The following is a 25212-nucleotide window of genomic DNA, read 5'->3' as shown; positions in this document are numbered from 1 at the left end:
ACCCTGCGCACCCCTCGTGAGTCGGTTCCTTTGGGAACAGGTGCTGATTGTCACGTCCGGTAAATGCGGGATCGCTCGCTTTTTGCCCTTGCCAACGGTGTTAGCTGGCAGGTCCGAGCTGATCCGGTCGAGCAGAGAAACGGGAGCAACACAGCAATGGGTCGAGCGGATGCGCGACGAGCTCAGCGGCGCGGGTCGCGGCGGGCCGGGAAGAGCGGCGGCATACGCGGACTCTTCACCTGGCGGAAACTACTGGGCGCGGCCTTCACCGTCTGCCTGCTGGCTATGGGCGGCTTCGCCCTCCTCTACGTGCTCGTGGACGTGCCCGAAGGCAATGCCCAGGCCAAGCTGCAGAGCAACATCTACAAGTACTCCGACGGGACCCTGCTGGCCAGGACGGGCGAGGTCAACCGGGAGATCGTGGACCTCGCCCAGGTGCCCAAGGAGGTCCAGATGACCTTCGTCGCCGCCGAGAACAAGTCCTTCTACGACGACAAGGGCGTCGACTTCAAGGGCACCGCGCGCGGCCTGCTGAACACGCTCTCCGGCAAGGGCAAGCAGGGTGGCTCGACCATCACCCAGCAGTACGTCAAGAACTACTACCTCGACCAGGACCAGACGGTCACCCGCAAGCTCAAGGAACTGGTCATCTCGCTGAAGGTGGACCAGAAGCGGGGGAAGTCGGAGATCCTCGCCGGGTACATCAACACCAGCTACTACGGCCGGGGCGCCTACGGCATCCAGGCCGCGGCGCAGGCGTACTACGGCAAGGACGCCAAGGAGCTGAACGTCGCGCAGGGCGCCTACCTCGCCGCGCTGCTCCAGGCCCCCAGCCAGTACGACTGGGCCGTCGCCGGCCCGAAGGGGAAAGCGCTCGTCCAGGAGCGCTGGAACTACGTGCTGAACAACATGGTCGAGGAGGACTGGCTGGACGCCGGCAAGCGCCAGGGCCTGAAGTTCCCGATTCCGCAGGACCCCAAGCCGCTGAACGGGGTCGCGGGGCAGAAGGGCTACATCGTCGAAGCGGCCCAGAACGCGGTGCTGAAGGAGACGGGCATCAGCGCCGACCAGCTCGCCCTCGGCGGCTGGACGATCACCGTCAACATCGACAAGAAGCAGCAGCAGAAGCTGGAGAAGTCGGTCGAGACGAAGCTGATCGACAAGCTGGACACGAAGAAGCGCAAGCTCGACCAGGACATCCAGGCCGGTGCCGTCTCGGTGGACCCGAAGAGCGGTGCGGTGCTCGCCCTGTACGGCGGGCGAGGCCAGAACGAACACTGGACGTCGAACGCCTCGCGGGCCGACTACCAGCCCGCCTCCACCTTCAAGCCGGTCATCCTCGCGGCGGCCCTCGACCAGGAGTCGGTGACGCAGGACAACCAGGAGATCACCGCCAACACCCGTTACGACGGCACCAGCAAGCGGCCGGTCGAGGGCAGCGGCGTCGCCTTCGCGCCGGAGAACGAGGACGACCAGGACTACGGCTCGGTCACCGTCCAGACCGCGATGAACAAGTCCATCAACTCCGTCTTCGCACAGATGGGTGTGGACGTGGGCATGGACAAGGTGCTGCAGACCGCCGGCAAGCTCGGTATGAACGTGGAGGGTGTGGATGCCGTGCCCGCGCAGACGCTCGGCTCCATGGGCGCGAGCCCGATGGCGATGGCCGGCGTCTACGCCACGCTCGACAACCACGGCAAGAAGGTCACCCCGCAGATCGTGAAGTCGGCCGTGCACCAGGGCGACGACCCGGTGCAGATGCCCGACGCGATCGGTGACCAGGTGATCAGCCGCCAGGCCGCGGACTCCGTGACCTCCGTGCTGACCGGCGTGGTCGACGACGGCACGGCCCATGACTCGGTGCGTAATGCCGAGGGCCTGGCCGACCAGGACATCGCGGGCAAGACCGGTACGTCCGACGACAACAAGTCGGCCTGGTTCACCGGTTACACCCCCGACCTCGTCACCTCGGTGGGCCTCTTCGGCGAAGCCGCCTACGCCCGTACCGACGACGACGGCAAGAAGGTGCAGAAGGGTGCTCAGGTGACCCTGAAGGGTGCCGGCGGCGGCGGCCGCGTCAACGGTGGCAGCTTCCCCGCCGAGATCTGGGCCGACTTCACCGCGAAGGCCATGGGTGAGCCGAGCGAGTTCGATCTCGACACCGACATGGGCGCCGCGGTCACCCCGCCGCCGGACACCACCTCGCCGAGCCCGAGTACCTCGGCCACCAAGGAGGCCTCGCCCTCCGACGAAGCGACCACCCCGGCGCCCACGACCCCACCGCCCGCGACGTCCGATCCGCCGGTGACCACGCCGCCCCCCAGCCCCACCGGGGACCCCTCGACCGAGCCCACCGGCCCGTCGACCGAGCCGGGCCCGTCGGACACCGCCGAACTCCCGCCGGACCCCGGGGCCGACAAGCGGCCGGGCAACGAGAACACCGTGACGCGCTGACCCGCGTCACGTCATCGGAACGGGCGGTGTGCGAGGGGAAGACCCTCGCACACCGCCCGTTCCCGTGTTCGGAGGCTCTGCGGCCGGTGATCAGCCGCCGTTGACCTTCTTGGCCACCCGGTCGCCGAGGTCCTTGTCCACGTTGCGCCAGTACTGCAGCGCCCGGTCCAGGACCGGGCGGCTCACGCCGTCCAGCAGATGGCCGGAAATGTTCGACACCAGCCGCTCGCGCGCCGCGTCGTCGAGGACCGTGCGCACCAGCGTGCCCGCCTGGCCCCAGTCGTCGTCGTCCCGGCGCAGCTTGTACGCCTCGTGCACCATCTCGCCCGCCGTGGCCCAGCCGGCCGGCTCGCCGAAGCGCGCGGTGTCCGCGGCCGGACCGCCGTACGAGTTCGGGGCGTAGACGGCGCCGGTGCGCGCCGGCTCGTACCGCATCGGGCCGTCCTTGGAGTACGAGTTGCGCGAGAAGCGCGGCCGGTTCGGCGGCAGCTGCGCGTAGTTCGGGCCGATCCGGTACCGGTGGGTGTCCGGGTACGAGAAGAGTCGGCCCAGCAGCATCTTGTCGGGCGACGGACCGATGCCGGGCACCAGGTTCGACGGCTCGAAGGACGCCTGCTCGATGTGGACGAAGAAGTCCTCGGGGTTCTCGTTCAGCGTCATCCGGCCGACCTCGGTCAGCGGGTAGTCGCCGTGCGGCCACACCTTCGTCAGGTCGAACGGGTTGAACCGGTAGTCCGGGGCGTCGTCGAACGGCATGATCTGGACGGAGAGCGTCCAGCTCGGGTGGTCGCCGCGCTTGATCGACTCGAACAGGTCGCGGCGGTGGACGTCACCGTCCGTGCCCGCCATCGCGTCGGCCTCGTCCTGCGTGTAGAACTCGATGCCCTGGTCGGTCCTGAAGTGGTACTTCACCCAGAACCGCTCGCCACCCGCGTTGACCCACATGTAGGTGTGCGAGCTGAACCCGTCCATGTTGCGGTACGTCTTCGGGATGCCCCGGTCGCCCATCAGCCACGTCACCTGGTGCGCGGACTCGGGGGACAGGGTCCAGAAGTCCCACTGCATGTCGTGGTCGCGCACCCCGTTGTCCGGCCTGCGCTTCTGCGAGCGGATGAAGTCCTGGAACTTCATCGGGTCCCGTACGAAGAAGACCGGCGTGTTGTTGCCGACCATGTCGTAGTTGCCGTGCTCGGTGTAGAACTTCAGCGCGAAGCCGCGGGGGTCGCGCCAGGTGTCGGGGGAGCCCTGTTCACCGGCGACCGTGGAGAAGCGGGCGAGCATGGCGGTCTGCTTGCCGGGCTGGAAGAGGTCGGCCTTGGTGAACTGACTGACGTCGTTGGTCACCTGGAAGACGCCGTAGGCGCCCGAACCCTTGGCGTGGACCACGCGTTCGGGAACCCGTTCACGGTTGAACTGGGCCATCTTCTCGATGAGGTAGTGGTCCTGCAGCAGGATCGGCCCGTCGGTGCCGACGGTGAGCGAGTGTTCGTCGCTCTCCACCGGGATCCCGGCGTTGTTCGTGGTGTAGGGGGCGTTCTTGGTCCTGGATTCCTCGGTCACGAGCGTCCTCCCGTCGGTGGGGGTTTCGGTCAGGTCGCGTCACACACGACTGAAGTCAACTCCGCACCGGGAAGGTCGGCAACATTTGCACACCCTCGGTGACCAGGGCCTCGGCGGCCCCGGTCACTGCCCCCGGGTGGGCATCTCGAACCAGACCACCTTGCCGGTCGACAGACGCGTCGCGCCCCACCGCCGGGCCAGCCGGTTCACCAGGAACAGGCCGCGGCCGCCCTCGTCCATGTCCCGGGCGCGGCGCTGCCGGGGCAGCTGCGGGGCGTCGTCGCCGACCTCGCAGCGCAGGATGTCGGTCCGCAGCAGCCGCAGGGTCACCGGCCGCTCCGCGTACCGCACCGCGTTGGTCACCACCTCGCTGACCAGGAGCTCCACCGAGTCCGCGATGTCGTCGAGCCCCCACCGGCTGAGCGCGCGGCGGGCCAGCCTGCGGGCCTTGCCCGGGGCGGAGTCCTCCGGTTCCAGGGTCCAGTACGCCACGTCGCTCGGCGCGATCCCGTCGAAGCGGGCGGCGAGCAGCGCGATGTCGTCGTCCCGGTCGCCCGGGCCGAGCATGTCGAGCACGTCGTCGCAGAGGGCCTCCAGCGGCGGCGAGTGGTCGGGGCCGGTCAGCCGGGCGGTGGCGGCGAGCCGCTCGCGCAGCTGCTCGATGCCCGTCCAGACGTCGCGCAGCCGCGACTCGACCAGTCCGTCGGTGTAGAGGAGCAGGGTGGCGCCCGCGGGTGCGTCCAGCTCGACGGCCTCGAAGTCCACCCCGCCGACGCCGATCGGGGCGCCGGGCGGCACCTTCAGGACCTCGGCCCGGCCGCCGAGGTGGAGCAGGACGGGTGGCGGGTGGCCGGCGTTGGCGATGGTGATGCGGTGCGCGACCGGGTCGTACACCGCGTAGAGGCAGGTCGCCATCCGGTCGCTGCCGAGCCGCTGGGCCTGTTCGTCCAGGTGGTGCAGGACCTCCTGGGGCGGCAGGTCGAGGCCGGCCAGGGTCTGGGCGGTGGTGCGCAGCTGGCCCATGATCGCCGCGGAGGTCATGGAGTGGCCCATGACGTCGCCGACGACCAGGGCGACCCGGCTGCCGGGCAGCGGGATCGCGTCGTACCAGTCGCCGCCGACCCGGGCCGTCTCGGCGGCGGGGAGGTAGCGGGAGGCGAGCCGGACCCCGGTGGGCTGGGGGAGCGAGTCGGGCAGCATGGTGCGCTGGAGCTCGTCGGCGATGTACGCCTCGCGGCCGTACAGCACGGCCTTGTCGATGCCGAGCGCGGTGTGCGTCGCCAGCTGGGCCGCGACCAGCAGGTCGTTGGCCTCGAAGGACGGGCGCTCGGTGCCGCGCAGGAACACCGCCGCGCCGATCACCCGGCGCCGGCCGCGCAGCGGGGCGAGGATCGCCCGGTGGCCGGACGGCACGACGCGGTCCGCGCCGAGCAGTTCGGGCAGCGCGACCCGGGCCGCGGCGGAGTCGCCGAAGACCGGCCGCACCCCGCGCAGCACCTCGGCCAGCGCGCCGCCGGCCAGGACCTCGCACAGTTCGGAGGCGGGCGTCAGATCGGCCTGCGGGTCGATGGTGGGCAGTCGCAGCCGCTCGGTCTCCGAGAGGTTCTCGGTGTCCTCGTCGCTCAGCCGCAGCCGGTCGGAGCGGCGCAGCCGCAGCACGAACGGGTTGACGGGCCGCTCGTCGCCGACCGGGAGCGGGTCGCGGAGGTAGACGAGTATGGCGTCGGAGAACGTCGGCACACTGGCCCGGCACAGCCCGAGCACGATCTCGTCCAGGTCTATCCCGCGGGCGATCCGCCGGGTCGCGGCCCCCACGAAGCGCAGCCGGTCGCCCTCACGGCGGGATGCTGCCTGCGGGTCGGGGCCGGTCGCGGGGCCCGTACCGGCAGCCGCCGGGTTCGGGCCCTTGGCCGGGGCCGGGATCGCCGCGGTGGCAGGGGCCGACGCCGACGCGGCGTCGCGCTGCCGAGGCCGGGTGCGTTCCTGCGACCGGGCGGCGAGAGGCTGCCGGCCTTCGTGGGAGGTGGGGTGCTCCGTCACGCGTGGGGTTCCGTCCGTCCGGGCCGGTTGTATGAGGCAATCACCTCGTGGAGCGCTACTGTGCCCCGGCATGAGCGGCAATCACAACGGCTGACATCTCGTGCCCCGGAACACGGGGCCGAAACCGGATGCCCGCGCAGGATGTCCGTGACAACGTTTCCGGCGCAGGGGCGGCGGACAGCGAGCACGTCTCCACCCCCTCGTCGTGGCTCATGCGGTGCGGACAACTCGTGCGACTCGCACGACTCGTACGACTGATGCGGTTCATGAAGTGTGCAACGTGTGCGATGACTCGGTGACTTACGGTCAGGTCGTGCGCCGCGCCCGTCGGTTGGGGCGGAGCTGATCTCCTCGGGACGATCCTACGTTTGCCCCCCTGGGGTGCATCAAGGGTCTCACGACGGCATGGGGGAGGGGGTGCGGTCCCAGTCATCCGGCAACCGGTCCCAGTCGGCCGGCAGTGCGGGGACCCGCCACTGCGGATCGGGCCGCCAGTCCTCCCAGCCGTCCCGGAACGGCGCCCCCCAGTCGCGGATCACCCCGACGGCCGCCCGGCCCGCCGCGAGCACCTGCCGGGCGGTGGCCGAGGTCATCAGGCCGACCCGCTGGGCCTGGGCGAACTCGTCCTCGTCGCGCCAGAGCCAGCTGTGGTCCGGGTAGACCGAGATGTCGAGGAAGTGGTCCTCGGAGTCGATGCCGCCCGCCCAGCGGGTCCGCGGTTCCTCCAGGTTCACGTACCAGCTGCGGAACTGCCAGCCCCGCTCCCAGAACAGCCAGACGGACCACGGCTCGCCGGGCCTCGCCAGCTTCAGCACCCCGTTGCCCAGCCAGGGCGAGCGGGCGGTGGTGCGCGGGGCGGTGTACCGGGTGGCGAGCGGTTCGGCGTGTACGTCGGTGCCGTTCGCCAGGACCGGCTTCACGCACTCGGTGCCGGGCGCGACCCAGACGGCGAGCAGCGCGTCGGTGTCCTGGACGACCGTGACGGGACGGCAGATGTGCACGGGGTTCCGGGCCTGCCCGGAACCGTTGCCGCGGTAGCGCCACAGGATCTGATCACCCGGCGCCCAGCGCCCGGTCTCTCCGGTACCTGTCATGGAGGGATCTTAGAGGGGCCGGCAATCGGGGGGCGGCGTCGCGGGGCTGGGCACGCGCTTCCCCAACTCTCGGCTTCGCTCGAGCCGGGAGGGGCCCCCTCCGGCGTTGTCGTCAATCACCATGTTCCCCGAGCTCTCGGCTGCGCTCGAGCAGGGGGAGGCCCCGTTCGCCATGGCTCAATCCTCCGCCTTGCAGCTGCACGCACCCAGCCCCGCTCCTTCTTCCACCCCCCGATTGCCGGCCCCTCTTAGTGAGCGCGCCCCGGTACCGCAGCGATGCACGTCACGGACGCGTCATACGCAACACGTCCAGCGCCTCGTCGAGCTGTTCCACGGTGAGGTCGCCCCGCTCGACGTAGCCCGAGGCCAGCACCACCTCGCGGATCGTCCGGCGCTCGGCCAGGGACTTCTTGGCGACCTTCGCTGCCTCCTCGTAGCCGATGTACTTGTTCAGCGGGGTGACGACGGACGGTGAGGACTCCGCGTACTCCCTGGCACGCTCGACGTTCGCCGTGATCCCGTCGACCGTACGGCCCGCGAGCAGCCGGGTGACGTTGGCGAGCAGCCGGACCGACTCCAGCAGGTTCTTCGCGATGACCGGGAGCATGACGTTCAGCTCGAAGTTACCGGCGGCGCCCGCGACGGCAACCGTGGCGTCGTTCCCCATGACCTGGGCGGCGACCATCAGTACGGCCTCGGGAATGACCGGATTCACCTTGCCCGGCATGATCGAGGACCCCGGCTGGAGGTCGGGCAGGCTGATCTCGGCCAGTCCGGTGCGCGGGCCGGAGGCCATCCAGCGCAGATCGTTGGAGATCTTGGTGAGGGAGACCGCGATCGTACGGAGCTGGCCGGACGTCTCGACGAGGCCGTCCCGCGCCCCCTGCGCCTCGAAGTGGTCCCGGGCCTCGGTGAGTGGCAGCCCGGTGACGCGGGCGACCTCGGCGATGACGGCGGCGGAGAAGCCGGGCGGGGTGTTGATGCCGGTGCCGACGGCCGTACCGCCCAGCGGCAGTTCGGCGAGGCGGGGGAGAGACGCGCGCAGTCGCTCGATGCCGTAGCGGATCTGTGCGGCGTACCCCCCGAACTCCTGGCCGAGGGTGACCGGAGTGGCGTCCATCAGGTGTGTACGTCCCGACTTCACCACGTCCGCGAACTCGGCCGACTTGAGCTCCAGCGCCACCGCCAGGTGGGCCAGGGCCGGGATCAGCTCGCGTGTCACCGCGTCGGTCGCCGCGATGTGGATCGAGGAGGGGAAGACGTCGTTCGAGGACTGCGAGGCGTTGACGTGGTCGTTGGGGTGGACCTCGCGGCCGAGGCGCTCGGTGGCGAGCGTGGCCAGGACCTCGTTGGTGTTCATGTTCGACGAGGTACCGGACCCCGTCTGGAAGACGTCGACCGGGAAGTGCGCGTCCCAGCGCCCCTCGGCGACCTCCGCAGCGGCCGCCTGGATCGCCTCGGCGATCTCCGGGTCGAGCACCTTCAGCTCGGCGTTCACCTTGGCGGCGGCGGCCTTGACGTGGGCCAGGGCCGCGATGTGGGCCCGCTCCAGGTGCTGCCCGGAGATCGGGAAGTTCTCCACGGCCCGCTGGGTCTGGGCCCGCCATTTCGCGTCGGCGGGTACCCGCACCTCGCCCATCGAGTCGTGCTCGATGCGGTAGTCCTCGTCCGTCTGCTCGGCCATCGTCGTTCAACCTCCTGAAAAAGATGAGCACTTGTCTTGTTCCATGTATTCCCAAGTTGTCTACCGACCAGTAAATACCGGGGGTAACCACAATCTCGGGAGGCGCAATGAGACGCACCGGATACCGACTCCGATGTACGGTCGCGGCCGTCGCGGCCATGGCAGCGGCGTTGGGCGGGATGACCGTCGCCGCCGGACCGGCAGGCGCTGCCCAGCCCGGTACCACCAGTACCGCATCCACCCCGCTGTCGCCCGAACTGGAGGCCGTCCGCGCCGCAGAGGCCACCCGGCTGTACGGCGACCCGGCCGAGCGCCCGCTCGCGGAACGCAAGACCGGGCTCATCTCGCTCGGCGACAGTGAGATCTCGGGCGAGGGCGTCGGCACGTACGAGGCGGGCACCAACGGCCCCGACAACTGGTGCCACCGCTCACCCGACTCCGCCATCCACCGCACCGGGATCCCGGCCGACGTCACGTACAACGTCTCCTGCTCCGGCGCGTACACCGGAAACATCGTCATCGGCGGTTCGAAGCAGTACGCCGACGAACTGGTGCAGAGCGACAACCTCGCCATCAAGGCGCGCAACACCCGCATCAAGATGGTCGTGCTGGTCGCGGGTGCCAACGACGACCTCCAGTTCGGCCCGGTCATGACGGACTGCGTCACGCGCTGGGTCCTCCTCCAGGGGACCTGTCAGCCGAAGTACGAGGGCGGCTGGCAGGCCCGCGTCGACGGACTCGTGCCCAAGGTCGAGAAGACCGTGCGCGACCTGCGGACGGTGATGACCGGCGCCGGTTACGCCGACGGCGACTACAAGCTCGTCGTCATGGGCTACCCGAGCCCCATCGGCCCGGACTTCTACGACAACCCCGACTTCCCCGGCAAGCTTCCCGGCGGCTGCGCCGGATACGACTCCGACGCCGCCTGGGGCCGCAACGCCGCCGTGCCCGCCTTCGAGCGGGGCATGCGCAGGGTCGCCGCCGACACCGGAGCCGTCTACCTGGACAACTCCCGGCTCTTCCACGGCCACGAGGTGTGCAGTGAGTCCACCTGGGCCCGCGGCCTGTTCATCGACCTCTCGCACTTCCCGCCGGACTCCAACTCCGTCCGGCAGTCCTTCCACCCCAACGCCGCCGGCCACGGCGCCTTCGCCTCCTGCCTCACCCAGATCTACAACTCGGGCCTGCGTGAGGCGAGCTGCGCCGACCCGGCGAGCACCGGAAAGCCCGTGCTCCAGGCCGCCGCCTGGGACGACGTCTACAAGCCCCTGCGGGGCGAGGCGACGGGCAGCTGCCTGGACGTCCCCGCGTCGGTCACCCGCAACAACACCGGGGTCACCGGCTGGGAGTGCCACGGCGGGCGCAACCAGGGCTGGTGGTACGACTCCGGCACGAAGACCCTCCGTACCGAGCTGAGCCACGACCGCTGCCTGGACGTACCGGGCGCGAAGTACACGGCGGATACGGCCCTCATCCTCTACAACTGCTCCGGCGCGGCCAACCAGCAGTTCGTCCGGCAGTCGGGCACCCTGCGCCCGGCTGCCTCGACCGGGCTGTGCGCGACCCTGGCGGGGGCCCATGACCCGCTGAGGCTCCAGCCCTGCGACGGAAGCGCGCAGCAGCGCTTCGCGTAGTCCGGCCGGTACGGGGCGGGGCCGGCCGCCCCGCCCCGTACCGCGGTCAGTCCGAGGTCACGAACGCGCGCAGGATCGCCGCCAGGTGCCCCGGGTCGTCCGCCCCGCACAACTCGCGCGCCGAGTGCATCGACAGACCCGGCACGCCCACGTCGACGGTCTGCACACCCAGCCGCGCCGCGGTGAGCGGGCCGATGGACGTACCGCACGGCATCGCGTTGTTGGAGACGAACGGCTGCCACGGAGCACCCGCCCGCTCGCACGCCGACGCGAACACCGCGAGCCCCGTCGAGTCGGTGGCGTAGCGCTGATTGACGTTGACCTTGACCGTGGGGCCGCCGTTGGGCAGCGGGCGGTGGTCGGGGTCGTGGCGCTCCGCGTAGTTGGGGTGGACGGCGTGCGCCATGTCGGCCGAGACGCAGAACGCGCCGGCCAGCGCCCGCGCCCAGTCCTCCGCGCTTCCGCCGCGAGCGGTCACCGACCGGCTCAGTACGCGCTCCAGCAGCGGGCTCTGCGCACCCGTGTCGGAACCGCTGCCGACCTCCTCGTGATCGAAGGCCGCCAGGACCGGGATGTACGCGGGCTCCTCGGCCGCCGTCGCCGCGCCGGCCAGCGCCGTGACACCCGCGTGCACCGACACCAGGTTGTCCAGCCGGGAGGAGACCACGAACTCCCGCTCCGCGCCCAGGTATCCGGGCGGCTGGATGTCGTGGAGCATCAGGTCCCAGCCGAGCACCTCGTCGGGATCGGCCTCCGCCGCCGCCGCGACCCGGCGCAGCAGCGCCCCCTCCTCGGCGGCGCCGAGCGACCAGACCGGGGCGATGTGCCGCTGCCGGTCCAGGGTGAGGCCGTCGTTGACGGTGCGGTCCAGGTGGATCGCCAACTGGGGCACGCGCAGCAGCGGTTCGTCGATCTGGACGAGCCGCGAGTCGGTCGTGCCGCCGGGACCGCGCAGGGCGAGGCGCCCCGAGATGCCCAGGTCGCGGTCGAGCCAGGTGTTGAGCGGGACCCCGCCGTAGATCTCGACGGCGATCTGCCGCCAGCCGGCGGAACCGGTGTCGGGGGTGGGCTTGATCCGCAGGTTCGGAGAGTCGGTGTGCGTGCCGATGATCCGGAACGGTGTGTGGCAGGGCGTGCCCTCGGGGGCGTACCAGGCGATCAGGGCTCCGCCGCGGACGACGAAACTGCCGCCCGTGGTGCCCGTCCAGTCGTCGGTGCCCCGCAGCTCACGGAAACCGGCCTTCTCCAGGCGCTGGGCCGCGCTCGCCACGGCGTGGTACGGGGAGGGGCTGGCCCTGATGAAGGAGAGCAGGTCGTCGGCGTGGCTGCGGTGAGGGACCGGCGTCATGCGGTGTCCGCCTTTCCGGAGTGGGACGTGAGGGTGTGCGGTCGTATGGGTTCGGCGGCGGAGTGCTCAGGCGTGGGGGACCGTGAGCCGGGTGCGGATGAGGGGCGCAGTTCTCCGGCAACGCGGACAACTCACCGCATCGGCGCGGTCGCCCGCAAGCCGCGTGGACGGTCCGGTGCGCGAGAATGGCTGAATTCCGACGTGCGCGGGCGGACCCCGCGGCCCGTCACGGCGCCGGCCGACCCGACGCCGCCCCGCGCGGCCCCGTCACCCGGATCAGGAACACCACCGCGACCAGCAGGGCCACGCCGTGGGACCAGCCGACGACGGTCAGCGGGCTGAAGCGGTCGAGGGCGGAGGCGACGGCGATCATCCCGACGCCGAAGCCGAGGTTCTCCACCGTCGCGGAGAGACCGAAGGCACGGGCCCGCGGACCGGCCGGCAGGGTCTGCAGATGAGAGGTGTACGAGACCTCGGTGAGCCCGTCGGCAGCCCCCGCGACCAAGGCGATCACGGCGGTGGCAACCGGCGGGAAACCCGCGAACGCCAGGATGAACGCCCCCGACATCAGACAGGTGCCGTACCCGAAACCCAGCGCCCCGACGGACCGGCCGGTGCGTCGCCCGTACCGCTGGACCACCTGCTGCGCCAGGATGCTGCCGAGCGCCCAGAGGCACCAGAAGGCGCTGACGAACACGGCTGGGTGCGAGGCGTCGAGCTCGCTGGAGTGCACGGGAAGTGCGGCGTTGTGCGAGGACGAGCCGAGGGCGTCCACGCCGCGCAGCACCACCATCAGCCCGAGACCGGGCACGGCGGCCAGAGCGGCCGGAGCGAAGGACATCCGCCGCCGGACCTGCCGGGGGGCCTGCGCCGGCTCCACCTCCGGCGTGCCCCTTCCGCCACCGGCGATCGGCAGCAGTGCCACCGTCACCGCGCAGACGGCGAACGTGGCCATGTCCACCACGAAGGCGGCGGTGTACCCCACGAGCGAGACGACGACACCCGCCGAGGCGAAACCGGCCACCATCGCCATCGAACGCCCGCTGATCGACAGGGAGTTCGCCCACGAACGCCGGTCCTCGCCCACCATCTCCGGAATCGAGGTGCGCAGCGACACCATGAACAGCGTCCCGCAGGAACCGACCACCACGGAGACGGCGAGCAGTGCCGCCGTACGCAGTCCGTCCGGCGCGAGAATCAGCAGCAGCATCACAGCCGCCTGTGCGATATTCGTCCGGAGCATGATGCTTTTCGCGGTGAACCGGGTGAGCAGGCCGCCCGCGGCGAGCCCGGCCGCGAATCCGGCCGCCAGTCGGACCGCCATGAACGCGCCCATGGCCAGGGCCCGGCCCGTCGTCTCGTAGACGAACAGGTTGAGCGCCACCGTATTGAGGAACGTGCCGTACGAAGAGATGGCGTAGCCGGTCACCAGGAATCGATAACGTCGCTCCCCACCCGGGGAGTCGGCCGATTCGCCGAGTGACCTGGCGGGGGAGTCGTCGGCGGCGGGTATCACTTCTTCATGGTCGCCGAGGTGCCGCGACTCTCCCCTGTCGGCCCGTATGCACAAAGGTAATCTGCATACTTGTGAAGGCCGATCATTCCAGCCCACCGGCATGTGATTGCCGCGAATCGTCGGCGGACGGCGCGCGGGAGCGCCCCGCGCCGGAGCAGCCGTGCGAGGCGGCGCTCGCGGCCTACCGGCGCGCGCTGGTGGCGGGAAGCCTTCCGACGGAGGCCGTGGCCGGCTGCCTGGTGGACCTCCATCTGATGGTCGCGGACCGCGAGTCACCGGGCTTGATGATCCCCGTACCGCCGGAGACGGCCTCGTACGCCGCGCTTGCCCCGCTCCAGGAGGCCATCCTCGAACGGCGTCGCACGCTGCGTTCCACCCGCGCCACGCTCTCGGTCTTCGAGGCGCTGTACGCGGACGTGCACCGGACCCGGCAGCCCGCGCTCACCCGGCTCTCCGGGGCGGCCGTCATCAGCCGGGCGCTGGACGCCGGGGTGGCCGGCTGCCGTGAGGAGGTCCGCACCGCCCACCCCGGGGGCGGACGTCCCGCGGACGTGCTCCAGGAGGCGCTGACCCGGGACCTGGGCAACCTGGGGCGGGGCGTCCGGCAGCGGACGGTCTACCAGCACACCGTCCGCTCCGACCGCGCCACCCTCGCGTACATCGAGCAGGTCACCGCCGCGGGGGCGGAGGTCAGGACACTCGCCGAGGTCGTCGACCGGGTGATCGTCTTCGACCGGGACCTCGCCCTCGTCCCGTTCTCCGACGAACGGCACGAGGCGCTGCGCATCCGGCACCCGTCGCTGGTGCGCTTCCTGGCCCGCGGCTTCGACGAGGCATGGGCGCGCGCGGTGCCGGTCCGGCCCGAGCGGGCGCCCCTGCGCACCCCCGTCATCACGTCCGACCTGCAACGCGCCATCCTGCTGGCGGTGGTCAACGGCGAGACGGACGCCGCGATCGCCCGGCGGATCGGGATGAGCCGCCGCAGCGTCGCCGAACACATGCGGAAGGTCTCCGAGCAGCTGGGCAGCACCAGCCGCGCCCAACTCGGCTATCTGGTCGCGACGTCGGGGCTGCTGGACGGCTGACCCCGGGGCCGGAGGACCGGGGGGCGTACCGGCCGAAGCCGGTACGCCCCCTCGGTGGGTGTGCGGGTCCGCCCGTCAGGCGAGGCCGGGACCGCGCACCGGAATGCTGGTGAACGTCGGTGCGGGGGCGGGCTCGGTGAAGAAGTCGTTGCCCTTGTCGTCGACGACGACGAACGCCGGGAAGTCCTCGACCTCGATCCTCCAGACCGCCTCCATGCCGAGCTCCTCGTACTCGACGACCTCGACCTTCTTGATGCAGTCCTGCGCGAGGCGGGCCGCCGGGCCGCCGATCGAACCGAGGTAGAAGCCGCCGTGCGTGTCGCACGCGTCGGTGACCTGCCTGGAGCGGTTGCCCTTCGCCAGCATCACCTTGGAGCCGCCCGCCGCCTGGAACTGCGCGACATAGCTGTCCATGCGGCCGGCCGTCGTCGGGCCGAAGGAACCGGAGGCGTAACCCTCGGGCGTCTTCGCCGGTCCCGCGTAGTACACCGGGTGGTCCTTCAGGTACTGCGGCATCTCCTCGCCCCCGTCCAGCCGCTCCTTGATCTTGGCGTGCGCGATGTCGCGCGCCACGACCAGCGGGCCGGTCAGCGAGAGCCGGGTCTTGACCGGGTACTTGGTCAGCTCGGCGAGGATGTCGTCCATCGGCCGGTTCAGGTCGATCCTGACGACGTCACTCGCCTCGTCGAGGTGCTCGTCCGTCGTGTCGGGGAGGAAGCGGGCCGGGTCCTTCTCCAGCTGCTCCAGGAAGACGCCCTCGGCGGTGATCTTCGCGGTCGCCTGGCGGTCGGCCGAGCAGGACACGGCGATGGCGACGGGCAGCGAGGCACCGTGCCGGGGGAGACGGACCACGCGCACGTCGTGGCAGAAGTACTTGCCGCCGAACTGCGCCCCGATGCCGATCTTCTGCGTCAGCTCGAAGACCTTCTCCTCCAGCTCCTTGTCCCGGAAACCGTGACCGGTGGGGGAGCCCTCGGCGGGCAGCTCGTCCAGGTAGTGCGCGGAGGCGTACTTCGCGGTCTTCAGCGCGAACTCGGCCGACGTACCGCCGACGACGATCGCCAGGTGGTATGGCGGGCAGGCCGCCGTACCCAGCGAACGGATCTTCTCCTCCAGGAACTTCATCATGGAGGCCTCGTTGAGGACCGCCTTGGTCTCCTGGAAGAGGAACGACTTGTTGGCCGAGCCGCCGCCCTTGGCCATGAAGAGGAACTTGTACGCGCCGCCGTCGGTCGCGTACAGCTCGATCTGCGCCGGGAGGTTCGAGCCGGTGTTCTTCTCGTCCCACATGTTCAGCGGGGCCATCTGCGAGTAACGCAGGTTGAGCTTGGTGTACGCGTCGAAGATGCCGTGCGACAGCGCCTCCTCGTCACCGCCCTCGGTCAGCACGTTCTGCCCGCGCTTGCCCATGACGATCGCGGTGCCGGTGTCCTGGCACATCGGCAGCACGCCGGCGGCGGCGATGTTCGCGTTCTTCAGCAGGTCGAGCGCGACGAACTTGTCGTTGGACGACGCCTCGGGGTCGTCGACGATCCGCCGCAGCTGCGCCAGGTGCGCGGGCCGCAGGTAGTGCGAGATGTCGTGCATGGCCTCGGCGGCCAGGGTGCGCAGCGCCTCCGGATCGACCTTGAGGAACGTCCGTCCGTCGGCCTCGAAGGTGGACACACCCTCGGCGGTGACCAGGCGGTACGGCGTGGTGTCCTCTCCCAGGGGGAGCAGATCGGAGTACGCAAACTCTGGCATTACGGCCATTCCTCACTCGGCAGACAGCGGCTGACCTCCCTTGGGCAGCGCATCCACCAGGGTAGGACCCCGCGGGCGCGGTGAGTCTGTGAGGTAGGGCTCACCGGATCCGGCCGCTCGCCATGGCCTGTCGGTCGCCACGGGCTGTCGCTTGCCACGGCCTGTCGCTTGGCGCCAGGCCCTAGTCGCGATCTATCGCGTTTGGGTACGCTGGGCCGGTGGACCTCGAAAAGCACCCCCAGCAGCCCACCGCGCGGGCGGAACCCGACGTCATCCGCGCCTCCGACGCGGACCGTGACCGGATCGCGGACATCCTGCGGGAGGCGATGGCCGAGGGCCGGCTGACCGCCGACGAGCATGCCGAGCGGGTCGACGCGGTCTACCGCGCCAAGACCGTCGGGGAACTCGAACCGCTGGTACGGGACCTGCCGGCGCCGGGCGGCACCCCCAGGGCCGTCGGTGCCTCGTACGACCGCACCCCCGAGGTGCCGACGGGCCCCGCCGACAACCTGGTGGCGATCTTCAGCAGTGCCACCCGCAAGGGGCGCTGGCGGGTCGGTGGGCGCACGAACGCGTTCTCGCTGTTCGGCAGCGTCGAAATCGATCTGACCGAGGCTCTTTTCAGTCAGCGGCTCACCGTGATCAACGCGACCTCCATCTTCGGGAGCGTGGACATCAAGGTCCCCGAGAACATCTCGCTGCGCGGCAGCGGGACGGGAATCTTCGGCAGTTTCGAAGTCGCCACGCTGGAATCGGCGGATCCCGAGGCGCCCGTGGTGGCCGTCAACGGATATTCGGTGTTCGGCAGCGTCGACGCGAAGCCCAAGCGCGGGAAGTTCATCGCGGATCTGCAGGACCGGCTGCGTAAACATCTCGGTCACTGACAACTGACACGATGGCGTGATCGCGCGTAGTGGTGTGCGGGGGCGGATTGGTGTGAGGGGGAGCGGATTCGGGTGCGGGGCGCGGAATCGCACGGAAATCCGCTCGACCGCAATTCCGTGGTCCGGAACTGGGTGCCACTCAGTGCATAGGCGCGCGCACAGCGGGTAGGGAGTGCTGCATCGCCTCTTGCTCGCGAAGCCGTCGTCAGGAGTGGACCGTGCTGCAACTGCCGCATCAGCCCCTGCAGGTCGCCGCCATCCCTCCCCAGCGGACCCCCGCTCGGGAGGATCAGGCAGGCCCCTGGCACTCGGAGGCGGTGTGCCGCCGGGATGAAGCCGGGCTGTTCTTCGCCCCGTCGAAGGAGCCGACTGCTGCCCGACTGTCGCGCGAGGAGTCCGCGAAGCGGGTCTGCGCGCGTTGTCCTGTGATGATCGAATGCCGGGAACACGCCTTGGTGCAACCGGAGCCCTACGGGGTGTGGGGCGGCCTCACGGCTGCCGAACGCCGCGTGGCGCTCGCCCGCCGCAGGCGGCGCGAGGCGGAGCTCAAGGCGTCCGGCGCCACCGGCCACATCGCCGCGGCCGGCTGACGCCGGCCCGGGACGGTACCCGCCTGCGCGAAGAGGCGCCCCCACCGCACATGGGGGGCGCCTATTCGCGCGGACGGTGCCTACATCGCGTTGCGGGTACGTACCCGCAACGCGTCGCGCGGACGTACCCGCATCACTTCGCGCGGTCGAAGTCGATCGCGCTGTAGGCACGCAGCTTCGACAGCCGGTGGGTGGAGTCGATCTTCCGGATGGTGCCCGACTTGGACCGCATGACGATCGACTCGGTGGTCGCCGTCTCCGCGCGGTAGCGCACGCCGCGCATCAGTTCGCCGTCCGTGATGCCGGTCGCCACGAAGAACACGTTGTCCCCGCTGACCAGGTCGTCCGTGGACAGCACCCGGTCCAGGTCGTGTCCGGCGTCCAGGGCGCGCTGCCGTTCGGCGTCGTCCTTCGGCCAGAGCTTGCCCTGGATGACGCCGCCGAGGCACTTTATGGCGCAGGCCGAGATGATGCCCTCGGGCGTGCCGCCGATCCCCATGAGCAGGTCGACGCCGGTGCCCTCGCGGGCGGCCATGATCGAGCCCGCGACGTCGCCGTCGGAGATGAACTTGATCCGGGCGCCGGTCTCCCGGATCTCCTTGACGATGCCCTCGTGGCGCGGGCGGTCCAGGATGACGACGGTGACGTCCTCGGGCATGGAGTTCTTCGCCTTCGCGACCCGGCGGATGTTCACCGAGACGGGGGCGTTGATGTCGACGAAGTCGGCGGCCTCGGGGCCGGTGACCAGCTTGTCCATGTAGAAGACGGCGGACGGGTCGAACATCGCGCCCCGGTCCGCCGCGGCCAGCACGGCGATCGCGTTCGGCATGCCCTTGGCGTTCAGGGTGGTGCCGTCGATCGGGTCGACGGCGATGTCGACCTCGGGGCCGGTGCCGTCTCCGACGCGCTCGCCGTTGAACAGCATGGGGGCTTCGTCCTTCTCGCCCTCACCGATGACGACGATGCCGTTCATCGACACGGTGGAGACGAGGGTCCGCATGGCCTTCACGGCGGCGCCGTCGGCGCCGATCTTGTCCCCGCGGCCGACCCAGCGCCCGGCGGCCATGGCGGCGGCCTCGGTGACCCGGACGAGCTCCAGAGCGAGGTTGCGGTCGGGGGCCTCCGGGGAGACCTCCAGCTGGGACGGCAGATGATGCTCGGACATCGGAGCGCACCTTTCTGTACGACGACGACCGGATGAGGGTGATGTGACTCTATCGTCAGGTCGATAAAATGAGCAGACCGGGTCACGAATGAGCGGCCACCCGCGATCCGGTCCCGCGATTCGGTCCCGCCGGGGCTGATGCGACGATGGACACGTGGCAAGCAAGCGAGGCAAGCAGACAGTGCGGGACATGTTCCTGTCCTTGGCGGTGATCGCCGCCGTGGCGGGGGTCGTCTACATCTTCGTTCCGCACGACGACAAGGCCGATCCGGTCAAGGCGGTCGACTACCGGGTCGAGCTCCTGACCGCGCGGCGCGCGGCCCCGTACCCGGTGGCCGCTCCGACCGGTCTGGCGGAGAACTGGAAGCCCACCTCGGTCGGTTACGACCGCGAGGCGGGCGACAGCTGGCATCTGGGCTTCCTCGATCCGGACGGCAAGTACGTCGCGGTGGAGCAGTCCACGTCCTCTGCGGACAAGTACGTCACCGAGGTCAGCCAGAAGGCGAAGGACACCGGGCGCACGCAGCAGGTGGCGGGGGAGGCCTGGCAGCACTGGGAGGGCCCGAAGTACGACGCCCTCGTGCGTCAGGAGAAGGGCGCGACCACGGTCGTGACCGGCTCCGCCTCGACGGAGCGGCTGGCCGAGATGGCGGCGTCGCTCAAGACGTCCTGACGGTCGCGGTCGGGCCTGCGGGCATGCGGACATGAGGAAGGCCCTGGAGCACGTGCTCCAGGGCCTTCCTCATGTCCGTGCGCCCCTGGGGGGTGGCGGGCGGCAGGGCTCAGACGGTCTTGATGACCTCGTCGAACGCCAGGCGCGGCAGACGCGGGAACCAGGCGTCCTCGCCCGGCTTGCCGATGTTGACGACCATCAGCACGTTGTGGTCGCCGTCGAGGAACTCCTTCTCGATGCCCGCGGCGTCGTAGCCGGTCATCGGGCCGGCGGCCAGGCCGGCGGCGCGGACGCCGATGATGAAGTAGGCGGCCTGCAGGGCGCCGTTCAGTGCGGCGGCGGACTCGCGGACCGGGCGCTCGGAGAAGAACGCGTCCTTGGCCTGCGGGAAGTGCGGCAGCAGGGCCGGGAGCTCCTCGTGGAACTCGTTGTCCGTGGCCAGGATCGCGACCAGCGGGGCGGTCGAGGTCTTCGGCTGGTTGCCCTCGGCCATGTGCGGGACCAGACGGGCGCGGGCCTCGTCCGAACGGACCAGGACGACGCGCAGCGGCGACTGGTTGAACGCGGTCGGGCCGTACTTGACCAGGTCGTAGATCGCCTGGACCTGCTCGTCGGTCACCGGCTCGTCGGTGAAGGTGTTGGCGGTGCGGGCCTCACGGAAGAGGAGGTCCTGGGCGGCGGGGTCAAGAACGAGGGACATCTTGCGTATTACCTTCCGGACGTACACGGGGGATCAAGCAACGTCGATCACGGTACGGGAGGGGTAGGTTAACTTTCAACTAAAACGGGAGGGGAGTGACTCACTCCACAACGCGGCCGTCTTGCGCCGTTTCGCCCCGTCTGTGCCGACGATGTCCTCAGACCGCGTCGGCGGCCGCGTCCCCGGTGCCCTCCGCGGGGGAGACCGGCCCCGCCAGTGCCGCGTCGAGACGGGCGCGCGCACCCTCCAGCCAGTGCCGGCACACCTTCGCCAGCTCCTCGCCGCGCTCCCACAGCGCGAGGGAGTCCTCCAGCGAGGTCCCGCCGGCCTCCAGCCGGCGCACCACCTCGATCAGCTCGTCGCGCGCCTGCTCGTAACCGAGCGTGCCCGTCGCCTCAGCCGTCGTCCCGTCGTCCGTCATGTGATCCACCCTATGCGTCGGCATGTCCGTTCCTTGCGGCCGCGGCCCGGGGCCGCTCACTCGGCGACCCGCACCACGAACTCGCCCCCCGAGACCCGGGCCCGCAACGCGTCCCCCGCGACGCCCGCGTCGGCCGGGTCCCGGACCACGTGCCCGTCCGCCCGCTGGAGCACCGCGTACCCACGCTCCAGCGTCGCCGCGGGCGACAGCGCGACCACCCGGGCGCGGGTGTGGGCGAGCTCCGAGTCCGCGCGGTCCAGCAGATGACCCAGCACCCGCCGGCCGCGTCCGATCAGCGCGTCGACCTCCGACGCCCGCTCGTCCACCATCCGCTGCGGATGCTCCATGGAGGGCCGCCCCAGCGCATGCGCCAGACCCCGCTCCTCCCGGTCGAGCAGCCCCCGTACCGTCCGCAGCGCCCGGTCCCGCAGCTGCTGCACCCGGTTCAGCTCCTCGCCCACATCGGGCACGATCCTCTTCGCCGCGTCCGTGGGCGTGGAGGCCCGCACGTCCGCGACCAGGTCGAGCAGCGGCGAGTCCGGCTCGTGCCCGATCGCCGAGACGACCGGGGTGCGGCAGGCGGCGACCGTACGGATCAGCTCCTCGTCCGAGAACGGCAGCAGGTCCTCCACGCTGCCGCCGCCGCGCGCCACGACGATCACGTCCACCTCGTCGAGGGCGTCGAGCTCCTTGACCGCGTGGACCACCTGGTTCACCGCGTGCACGCCCTGCACCGCGGTGTTGCGCACCTCGAAGCGGACGGCGGGCCACCGGCGGCGCGCGTTCTCCAGCACATCGCGCTCGGCCGCCGACGCGCGTCCGCAGACCAGCCCGATCAGCTGGGGCAGGAACGGCAGCGGCTTCTTGCGGTCGAGAGCGAAGAGGCCCTCGGAGGCCAGGGACTTCTTGAGCTGCTCCAGCCGGACCAGCAGCTCACCGATGCCCACCGGCCGGATCTCCGTGGCCCGCAGCGAGAGCTGGCCGCGCGGCGCGTACCACTCGGGCTTCGCGAGGACGACGACCCGGGCCCCCTCCGTCACCACGTCCGCGATCCGGTCGAAGGCCTGCCGGAAGCACGTCACGCTCACCGAGATGTCGTGCGACGGGTCGCGCAGCGTCAGGAACACCACGCCGGCGCCCGGCCGCCGTGACAGCTGAGTGATCTGCCCCTCGACCCAGACCGAGCCGAGCCGGTCGATCCAGCCGCCGATCAGCCGCGACACGTCACCGACGGGCAGCGGAGCTTCCGGGGAAGTCTGTAGAGCCATACGGGCGAGCGTATCGGCCGGCGCCGACAACGGGCCGGTGCCGCCGCGACAGCCGCGCCCTCACCTGGCCGCTCGACGCCCGCGCTGCACCAGGAGGACCACGAGCCCCACCGCCAGCCAGCACGCGCCCACCACCTGAGCGCTCGACGTCGCCTCGACGATCACCGCGATCAGCACCCCGGCACCCACCACCGGGATCAGGACGTGCCGCCACCAGCTCGGCGGCCCCTCCATCCGCCGCACCGCGAACCAGCCGACCACCGACGCGTGGAGCAGGACGAACGCGGTCAGCGCCCCGACGTCCACCACCGACACCAGATGATCCAGACCGTCGTCCCGCCGCGCCGCCCACACCGCCGCGACCATCGTCACGACCGCCGCGATCAGGATCGCGATCCGGGGTACCCCCGAGCCCGGGTCGACCTTGGACAGCAGCGCGGGCAGCCGGCGCTCCCGGGCCATCGCGAACAGCAGCCGCCCCGCGGCCGCCTGCCCGGCCAGCGCCGCGAACGCCGCCCCGATCGCCTTGCTGACCGCCACCAGATCGTGCAGCCAGGACCCGACCGCGGAGTCCACCGTGTCGTAGAACGCCGAGCCCTGCGCCACCGGATCGGCGGCCAGCTCCGCCGACGACACCGGCTCCAGCAACGCGGCCAGATACGCCTGCGCCACGAACAGCACCCCCGCCAGCACCAGACAGAACAGCACCGCCCGCGCCACCTTCGCCGAACCGCCCGTCACCTCCTCCGCGAACGAGGCGATGGCGTCGAAGCCCAGATACGAGAGCACCGCCACGGACACCGCGCCCAGCACCGCCGTCGCGGAGAAACCCGCATCCCCGGTGAGCGGCGTCAGCCAGCCGCGCTGCGCCCCGTCCTGTACGAGCACCACCACCGCCGACACCAGGAACACCAGCAGCACCACGATCTCCATCGCGAGCACCGCGAAGCCGACCCGGGCCGCCGCCCGTACGCCCCAGAGGTTCAGCAGCGTCGTGAGGACCACCGCCAGCGCCGTCCACACCCAGCGCGAGACGTCGGGGACCAGCGAGTTCATCGCGATCCCGGAGAAGAGATAGGCGACCGCGGGGATCAGCAGGTAGTCGAGCATCGCCATCCACCCAGCGATGAACCCCGGCCCTTCGCCGAGCCCCTTGCGGGCGTACGCGAAGACCGAACCCGCCAGCGGGGCCACCCGCACCATCTGGGCGTAACTGAAGGCGGTGAACGCCATGACGACGGTCGCGGCGATGTACACCAGCGCCACGGCCCCGTCGGACTTCGCGTCGAGGGTGCCGAAGACCCCGACGGGGGCCATCGGGGCGATGAAGAGCAGTCCGTAGACCACCAGGTCCCGGAAGCCGAGCGTGCGCCGCAGCCCCACCTGCTCCGTGGATCCGCCGGTGCCGGTTTCCGTGCCACTGCCGGCCATGAGCCCTCCGTCGTTCGCGTCGTCCATCGCGTGATGATCAGTCTCCCGACCCCGCCCTCCCCGCGCCTGTTCGGTACGGCCTAACGGCCTCCCCCGGGCAGGGAAGGAGGCCGTTACGATGGGACGCATGACTGCTCCGACACCCCGCCGCGTCCTGCTCGCCGCTCCCCGTGGCTACTGCGCGGGCGTGGACCGTGCCGTGATCGCCGTGGAGAAGGCCCTGGAGCAGTACGGCTCCCCGGTCTACGTACGCCACGAGATCGTCCACAACAAGTACGTCGTACAGACCCTGGAGAAGAAGGGCGCGATCTTCGTCGAGGAGACCGCGGAGGTCCCCGAGGGCTCGATCGTCATGTTCTCCGCGCACGGCGTCGCCCCGACCGTGCACGAGGAGGCGGCCGAGCGGAAGCTCGCCACGATCGACGCGACCTGCCCCCTCGTCACCAAGGTCCACAAGGAGGCCGTCCGCTTCGCGCAGGACGACTTCGACATCCTCCTGATCGGCCACGAGGGCCACGAGGAGGTCATCGGCACCTCCGGCGAGGCCCCCGACCACATCACCCTGGTCGACGGCCCCGAGGACGTCGCCAACGTCGAGGTACGCGACCCGTCCCGGGTCGTCTGGCTCTCCCAGACCACTCTCTCGGTCGACGAGACGATGGAGACCGTCGGCGCGCTCAAGGAGAAGTTCCCGCTCCTGATCTCGCCCCCCAGCGACGACATCTGCTACGCCACACAGAACCGCCAGATCGCGGTGAAGCAGATGGGGGCGGACGCCGACCTGGTGATCGTCGTCGGCTCGAAGAACTCCTCGAACTCGGTCCGCCTGGTCGAGGTCGCGCTCGGCGCGGGTGCGGGCGCCTCCCACCTCGTCGACGCCGCCGACGAGATCGACGAGGCCTGGCTGGAGGGCGTCTCCACGGTCGGGGTCACCTCCGGCGCGTCCGTCCCCGAGGTGCTGGTCGACGGCGTCCTGGCCTGGCTGTCCGAGCGGGGCTTCGAGGACGTCGAGATCGTGAAGGCGGCCGAGGAGTCGATCGTTTTCTCGCTGCCCAAGGAGCTCCGCCGCGACCTGCGCGCGGAGGCGGCGGCACTGTCGGCGGAATAGCACCCGTACCACCGGGCCCGTCCGGTTTCCCGTTCCAGGAAGTGAGCTGGGCCCGGTGCCCGTACCGTGGATCACATGGAGATCTTCGGCGTGGACATCGGCGGATCCGGGATCAAGGGTGCTCCCGTGGACCTGGACCGCGGAGACCTGGCGCAGGAACGTCACAAAGTACTCACCCCGCACCCGGCCACGCCTGAGGACGTGGCCGGGTGCGTGGCCGAAGTGGTCGGCCACTTCGACTGGAAGGGCCCGGTGGGCATCACCTTCCCGGGCGTCGTCACCGGCGGTCTCACCCGTACCGCCGCCAATGTCGACAAGGGCTGGATCGACCTGGACGCCCGCACCCTGCTCGGGGACAAGCTCGGCCTCCCGGTCACCGTCCTGAACGACGCGGACGCGGCCGGCATCGCCGAGATGACCTTCGGCGCGGGCCGGGGCCGCAAGGGCACGGTGATCGTGCTGACGCTCGGTACGGGGATCGGCAGCGCCCTCTTCATCGACGGCCGGCTCGTGCCCAACACCGAGCTCGGTCACCTGGAGCTGCACGGCCACGACGCCGAGAAGCACGCCTCCACCAAGGCCAAGGAGGACGAGGACCTGAGCTGGCACCACTGGGCGCACCGGGTGCAGAAGTACCTGGCCCATGTGGAGATGCTGTTCTCGCCCGAGCTGTTCATCATCGGCGGCGGAGTCAGCCGCAAGGCCGAGAAGTTCCTGCCGCTCATTGAGCACGTACGGGCCGAGATGGTGCCCGCGGAGCTGCAGAACAACGCGGGGATCGTGGGCGCGGCGATGGCGGCGGCGAGCCGCTGAG

The 25212-nt window shown here is 70.6% G+C and carries 20 protein-coding genes; 8 read left to right on the top strand and 12 right to left on the bottom strand.

All coding sequences use genetic code 11. From position 1 onward, the window contains the following. Positions 1 to 156 precede the first annotated feature (156 nt). Positions 157 to 2454, top strand: coding sequence for a transglycosylase domain-containing protein (locus tag ACIBJG_RS34570; protein WP_399313713.1), 2298 nt, complete (start codon positions 157 to 159; stop codon positions 2452 to 2454). 90 nt (positions 2455 to 2544) lie between these two features. Here the strand turns inward: ACIBJG_RS34570 and ACIBJG_RS34565 are convergent, their stop codons facing one another. The 4 genes from ACIBJG_RS34565 to ACIBJG_RS34550 form a co-directional block, all read right to left on the bottom strand. Then, the gene (locus ACIBJG_RS34565) at positions 2545 to 4014 is read right to left on the bottom strand and encodes a catalase (protein ID WP_399313712.1); all 1470 of its coding nucleotides are present in this window, start codon (positions 4012 to 4014) and stop codon (positions 2545 to 2547) included. A gap of 123 nt (positions 4015 to 4137) precedes the next feature. Continuing rightward, positions 4138 to 6054, bottom strand: coding sequence for a SpoIIE family protein phosphatase (locus tag ACIBJG_RS34560; protein ID WP_399313710.1), 1917 nt, complete (start codon positions 6052 to 6054; stop codon positions 4138 to 4140). 395 nt (positions 6055 to 6449) lie between these two features. Beyond that, on the bottom strand, positions 6450 to 7148 hold the full coding sequence (locus ACIBJG_RS34555; protein ID WP_399313709.1) for a DUF402 domain-containing protein: 699 nt from the start codon (positions 7146 to 7148) through the stop codon (positions 6450 to 6452). A 283-nt stretch (positions 7149 to 7431) separates the two neighbouring features. Beyond that, positions 7432 to 8832, bottom strand: coding sequence for a class II fumarate hydratase (locus tag ACIBJG_RS34550; protein WP_399313707.1), 1401 nt, complete (start codon positions 8830 to 8832; stop codon positions 7432 to 7434). A gap of 107 nt (positions 8833 to 8939) precedes the next feature. Between ACIBJG_RS34550 and ACIBJG_RS34545 the strand changes: the two genes are divergently transcribed. Continuing rightward, positions 8940 to 10466 carry a ricin-type beta-trefoil lectin domain protein gene (locus tag ACIBJG_RS34545; protein ID WP_399313706.1) on the top strand — a complete coding sequence of 509 codons (1527 nt, stop codon included), beginning with the start codon at positions 8940 to 8942 and terminating at the stop codon, positions 10464 to 10466. A gap of 46 nt (positions 10467 to 10512) precedes the next feature. Here ACIBJG_RS34545 and ACIBJG_RS34540 read toward each other — a convergent pair whose 3' ends face one another. Both ACIBJG_RS34540 and ACIBJG_RS34535 read right to left on the bottom strand, forming a co-directional pair. Further along, positions 10513 to 11814 (bottom strand): M18 family aminopeptidase, encoded by a 1302-nt coding sequence (locus ACIBJG_RS34540; protein ID WP_399313705.1) that lies wholly within the window; start codon positions 11812 to 11814, stop codon positions 10513 to 10515. 226 nt (positions 11815 to 12040) lie between these two features. Continuing rightward, positions 12041 to 13243, bottom strand: coding sequence for an MFS transporter (locus tag ACIBJG_RS34535; protein WP_399313703.1), 1203 nt, complete (start codon positions 13241 to 13243; stop codon positions 12041 to 12043). A gap of 158 nt (positions 13244 to 13401) precedes the next feature. On the opposite strand from ACIBJG_RS34535, the gene ACIBJG_RS34530 reads away from it, so the two are divergent. Beyond that, positions 13402 to 14415 (top strand): LuxR C-terminal-related transcriptional regulator, encoded by a 1014-nt coding sequence (locus ACIBJG_RS34530; RefSeq protein ID WP_399313702.1) that lies wholly within the window; start codon positions 13402 to 13404, stop codon positions 14413 to 14415. 75 nt (positions 14416 to 14490) lie between these two features. On the opposite strand, the gene ACIBJG_RS34525 is transcribed toward ACIBJG_RS34530, so the two are convergent. Then, entirely contained in the window at positions 14491 to 16158 is a 1668-nt protein-coding gene (locus tag ACIBJG_RS34525) for a fumarate hydratase (RefSeq protein ID WP_399313700.1), read from the bottom strand. Positions 16159 to 16376: 218 nt separating this feature from the next. Between ACIBJG_RS34525 and ACIBJG_RS34520 the strand changes: the two genes are divergently transcribed. Continuing rightward, complete coding sequence (locus ACIBJG_RS34520) at positions 16377 to 17042, top strand: DUF1707 domain-containing protein (protein WP_399313698.1); 666 nt, start codon at positions 16377 to 16379, stop codon at positions 17040 to 17042. A gap of 218 nt (positions 17043 to 17260) precedes the next feature. After that, the gene (locus ACIBJG_RS34515) at positions 17261 to 17632 is read left to right on the top strand and encodes a WhiB family transcriptional regulator (protein ID WP_219571593.1); all 372 of its coding nucleotides are present in this window, start codon (positions 17261 to 17263) and stop codon (positions 17630 to 17632) included. 133 nt (positions 17633 to 17765) lie between these two features. Here the strand turns inward: ACIBJG_RS34515 and glpX are convergent, their stop codons facing one another. Next, entirely contained in the window at positions 17766 to 18797 is a 1032-nt protein-coding gene (gene glpX / locus ACIBJG_RS34510) for a class II fructose-bisphosphatase (RefSeq protein WP_359085246.1), read from the bottom strand. Between the two features lie 154 nt (positions 18798 to 18951). On the opposite strand from glpX, the gene ACIBJG_RS34505 reads away from it, so the two are divergent. After that, on the top strand, positions 18952 to 19470 hold the full coding sequence (locus ACIBJG_RS34505; protein WP_399313696.1) for a DUF4245 domain-containing protein: 519 nt from the start codon (positions 18952 to 18954) through the stop codon (positions 19468 to 19470). Between the two features lie 109 nt (positions 19471 to 19579). On the opposite strand, the gene ACIBJG_RS34500 is transcribed toward ACIBJG_RS34505, so the two are convergent. The 4 genes from ACIBJG_RS34500 to ACIBJG_RS34485 all read right to left on the bottom strand — a co-directional run bounded on the left by ACIBJG_RS34500 (position 19580) and on the right by ACIBJG_RS34485 (position 23290). Next, positions 19580 to 20170, bottom strand: a complete 591-nt coding sequence (locus tag ACIBJG_RS34500) for a malonic semialdehyde reductase (protein ID WP_399313695.1) — start codon at positions 20168 to 20170, stop codon at positions 19580 to 19582. Positions 20171 to 20327: 157 nt separating this feature from the next. Beyond that, positions 20328 to 20591, bottom strand: a complete 264-nt coding sequence (locus tag ACIBJG_RS34495) for an exodeoxyribonuclease VII small subunit (RefSeq protein ID WP_399313694.1) — start codon at positions 20589 to 20591, stop codon at positions 20328 to 20330. Between the two features lie 56 nt (positions 20592 to 20647). Beyond that, positions 20648 to 21859 (bottom strand): exodeoxyribonuclease VII large subunit, encoded by a 1212-nt coding sequence (gene xseA, locus ACIBJG_RS34490; RefSeq protein WP_399313693.1) that lies wholly within the window; start codon positions 21857 to 21859, stop codon positions 20648 to 20650. A 60-nt stretch (positions 21860 to 21919) separates the two neighbouring features. Further along, a complete protein-coding gene (locus ACIBJG_RS34485; RefSeq protein ID WP_399313744.1) occupies positions 21920 to 23290 on the bottom strand; it encodes an APC family permease in 1371 nt (456 codons plus the stop codon). A gap of 118 nt (positions 23291 to 23408) precedes the next feature. Between ACIBJG_RS34485 and ACIBJG_RS34480 the strand changes: the two genes are divergently transcribed. Continuing rightward, positions 23409 to 24398, top strand: a complete 990-nt coding sequence (locus ACIBJG_RS34480) for a 4-hydroxy-3-methylbut-2-enyl diphosphate reductase (protein WP_399313691.1) — start codon at positions 23409 to 23411, stop codon at positions 24396 to 24398. Between the two features lie 75 nt (positions 24399 to 24473). After that, positions 24474 to 25211 (top strand): polyphosphate--glucose phosphotransferase, encoded by a 738-nt coding sequence (gene ppgK / locus ACIBJG_RS34475; RefSeq protein ID WP_399313689.1) that lies wholly within the window; start codon positions 24474 to 24476, stop codon positions 25209 to 25211. Position 25212 lies beyond the last annotated feature (1 nt).

Origin of the sequence: Streptomyces sp. NPDC050422 (assembly GCF_044458665.1) — a bacterium.
GTDB lineage: Bacteria > Actinomycetota > Actinomycetes > Streptomycetales > Streptomycetaceae > Streptomyces.
The sequence above is the reverse complement of the archived record's forward strand: the minus strand, read 5'-3'. Positions and strand labels throughout refer to the sequence as shown.

Coding starts and splice junctions, on each gene's coding strand:
- ACIBJG_RS34570 (WP_399313713.1), top strand. CDS start 157: ATGGGTCGAGCGGATGCGCGACGAGCTCAGCGGCGCGGGTCGCGGCGG.
- ACIBJG_RS34555 (WP_399313709.1), bottom strand. CDS start 7,148: ATGACAGGTACCGGAGAGACCGGGCGCTGGGCGCCGGGTGATCAGATC.
- ACIBJG_RS34550 (WP_399313707.1), bottom strand. CDS start 8,832: ATGGCCGAGCAGACGGACGAGGACTACCGCATCGAGCACGACTCGATG.
- ACIBJG_RS34545 (WP_399313706.1), top strand. CDS start 8,940: ATGAGACGCACCGGATACCGACTCCGATGTACGGTCGCGGCCGTCGCG.
- ACIBJG_RS34540 (WP_399313705.1), bottom strand. CDS start 11,814: ATGACGCCGGTCCCTCACCGCAGCCACGCCGACGACCTGCTCTCCTTC.
- ACIBJG_RS34525 (WP_399313700.1), bottom strand. CDS start 16,158: ATGCCAGAGTTTGCGTACTCCGATCTGCTCCCCCTGGGAGAGGACACC.
- glpX (WP_359085246.1), bottom strand. CDS start 18,797: ATGTCCGAGCATCATCTGCCGTCCCAGCTGGAGGTCTCCCCGGAGGCC.
- ACIBJG_RS34500 (WP_399313695.1), bottom strand. CDS start 20,170: ATGTCCCTCGTTCTTGACCCCGCCGCCCAGGACCTCCTCTTCCGTGAG.
- ACIBJG_RS34495 (WP_399313694.1), bottom strand. CDS start 20,591: ATGACGGACGACGGGACGACGGCTGAGGCGACGGGCACGCTCGGTTAC.
- xseA (WP_399313693.1), bottom strand. CDS start 21,859: ATGGCTCTACAGACTTCCCCGGAAGCTCCGCTGCCCGTCGGTGACGTG.
- ACIBJG_RS34485 (WP_399313744.1), bottom strand. CDS start 23,290: ATGGCCGGCAGTGGCACGGAAACCGGCACCGGCGGATCCACGGAGCAG.
- ACIBJG_RS34480 (WP_399313691.1), top strand. CDS start 23,409: ATGGGACGCATGACTGCTCCGACACCCCGCCGCGTCCTGCTCGCCGCT.
- ppgK (WP_399313689.1), top strand. CDS start 24,474: ATGGAGATCTTCGGCGTGGACATCGGCGGATCCGGGATCAAGGGTGCT.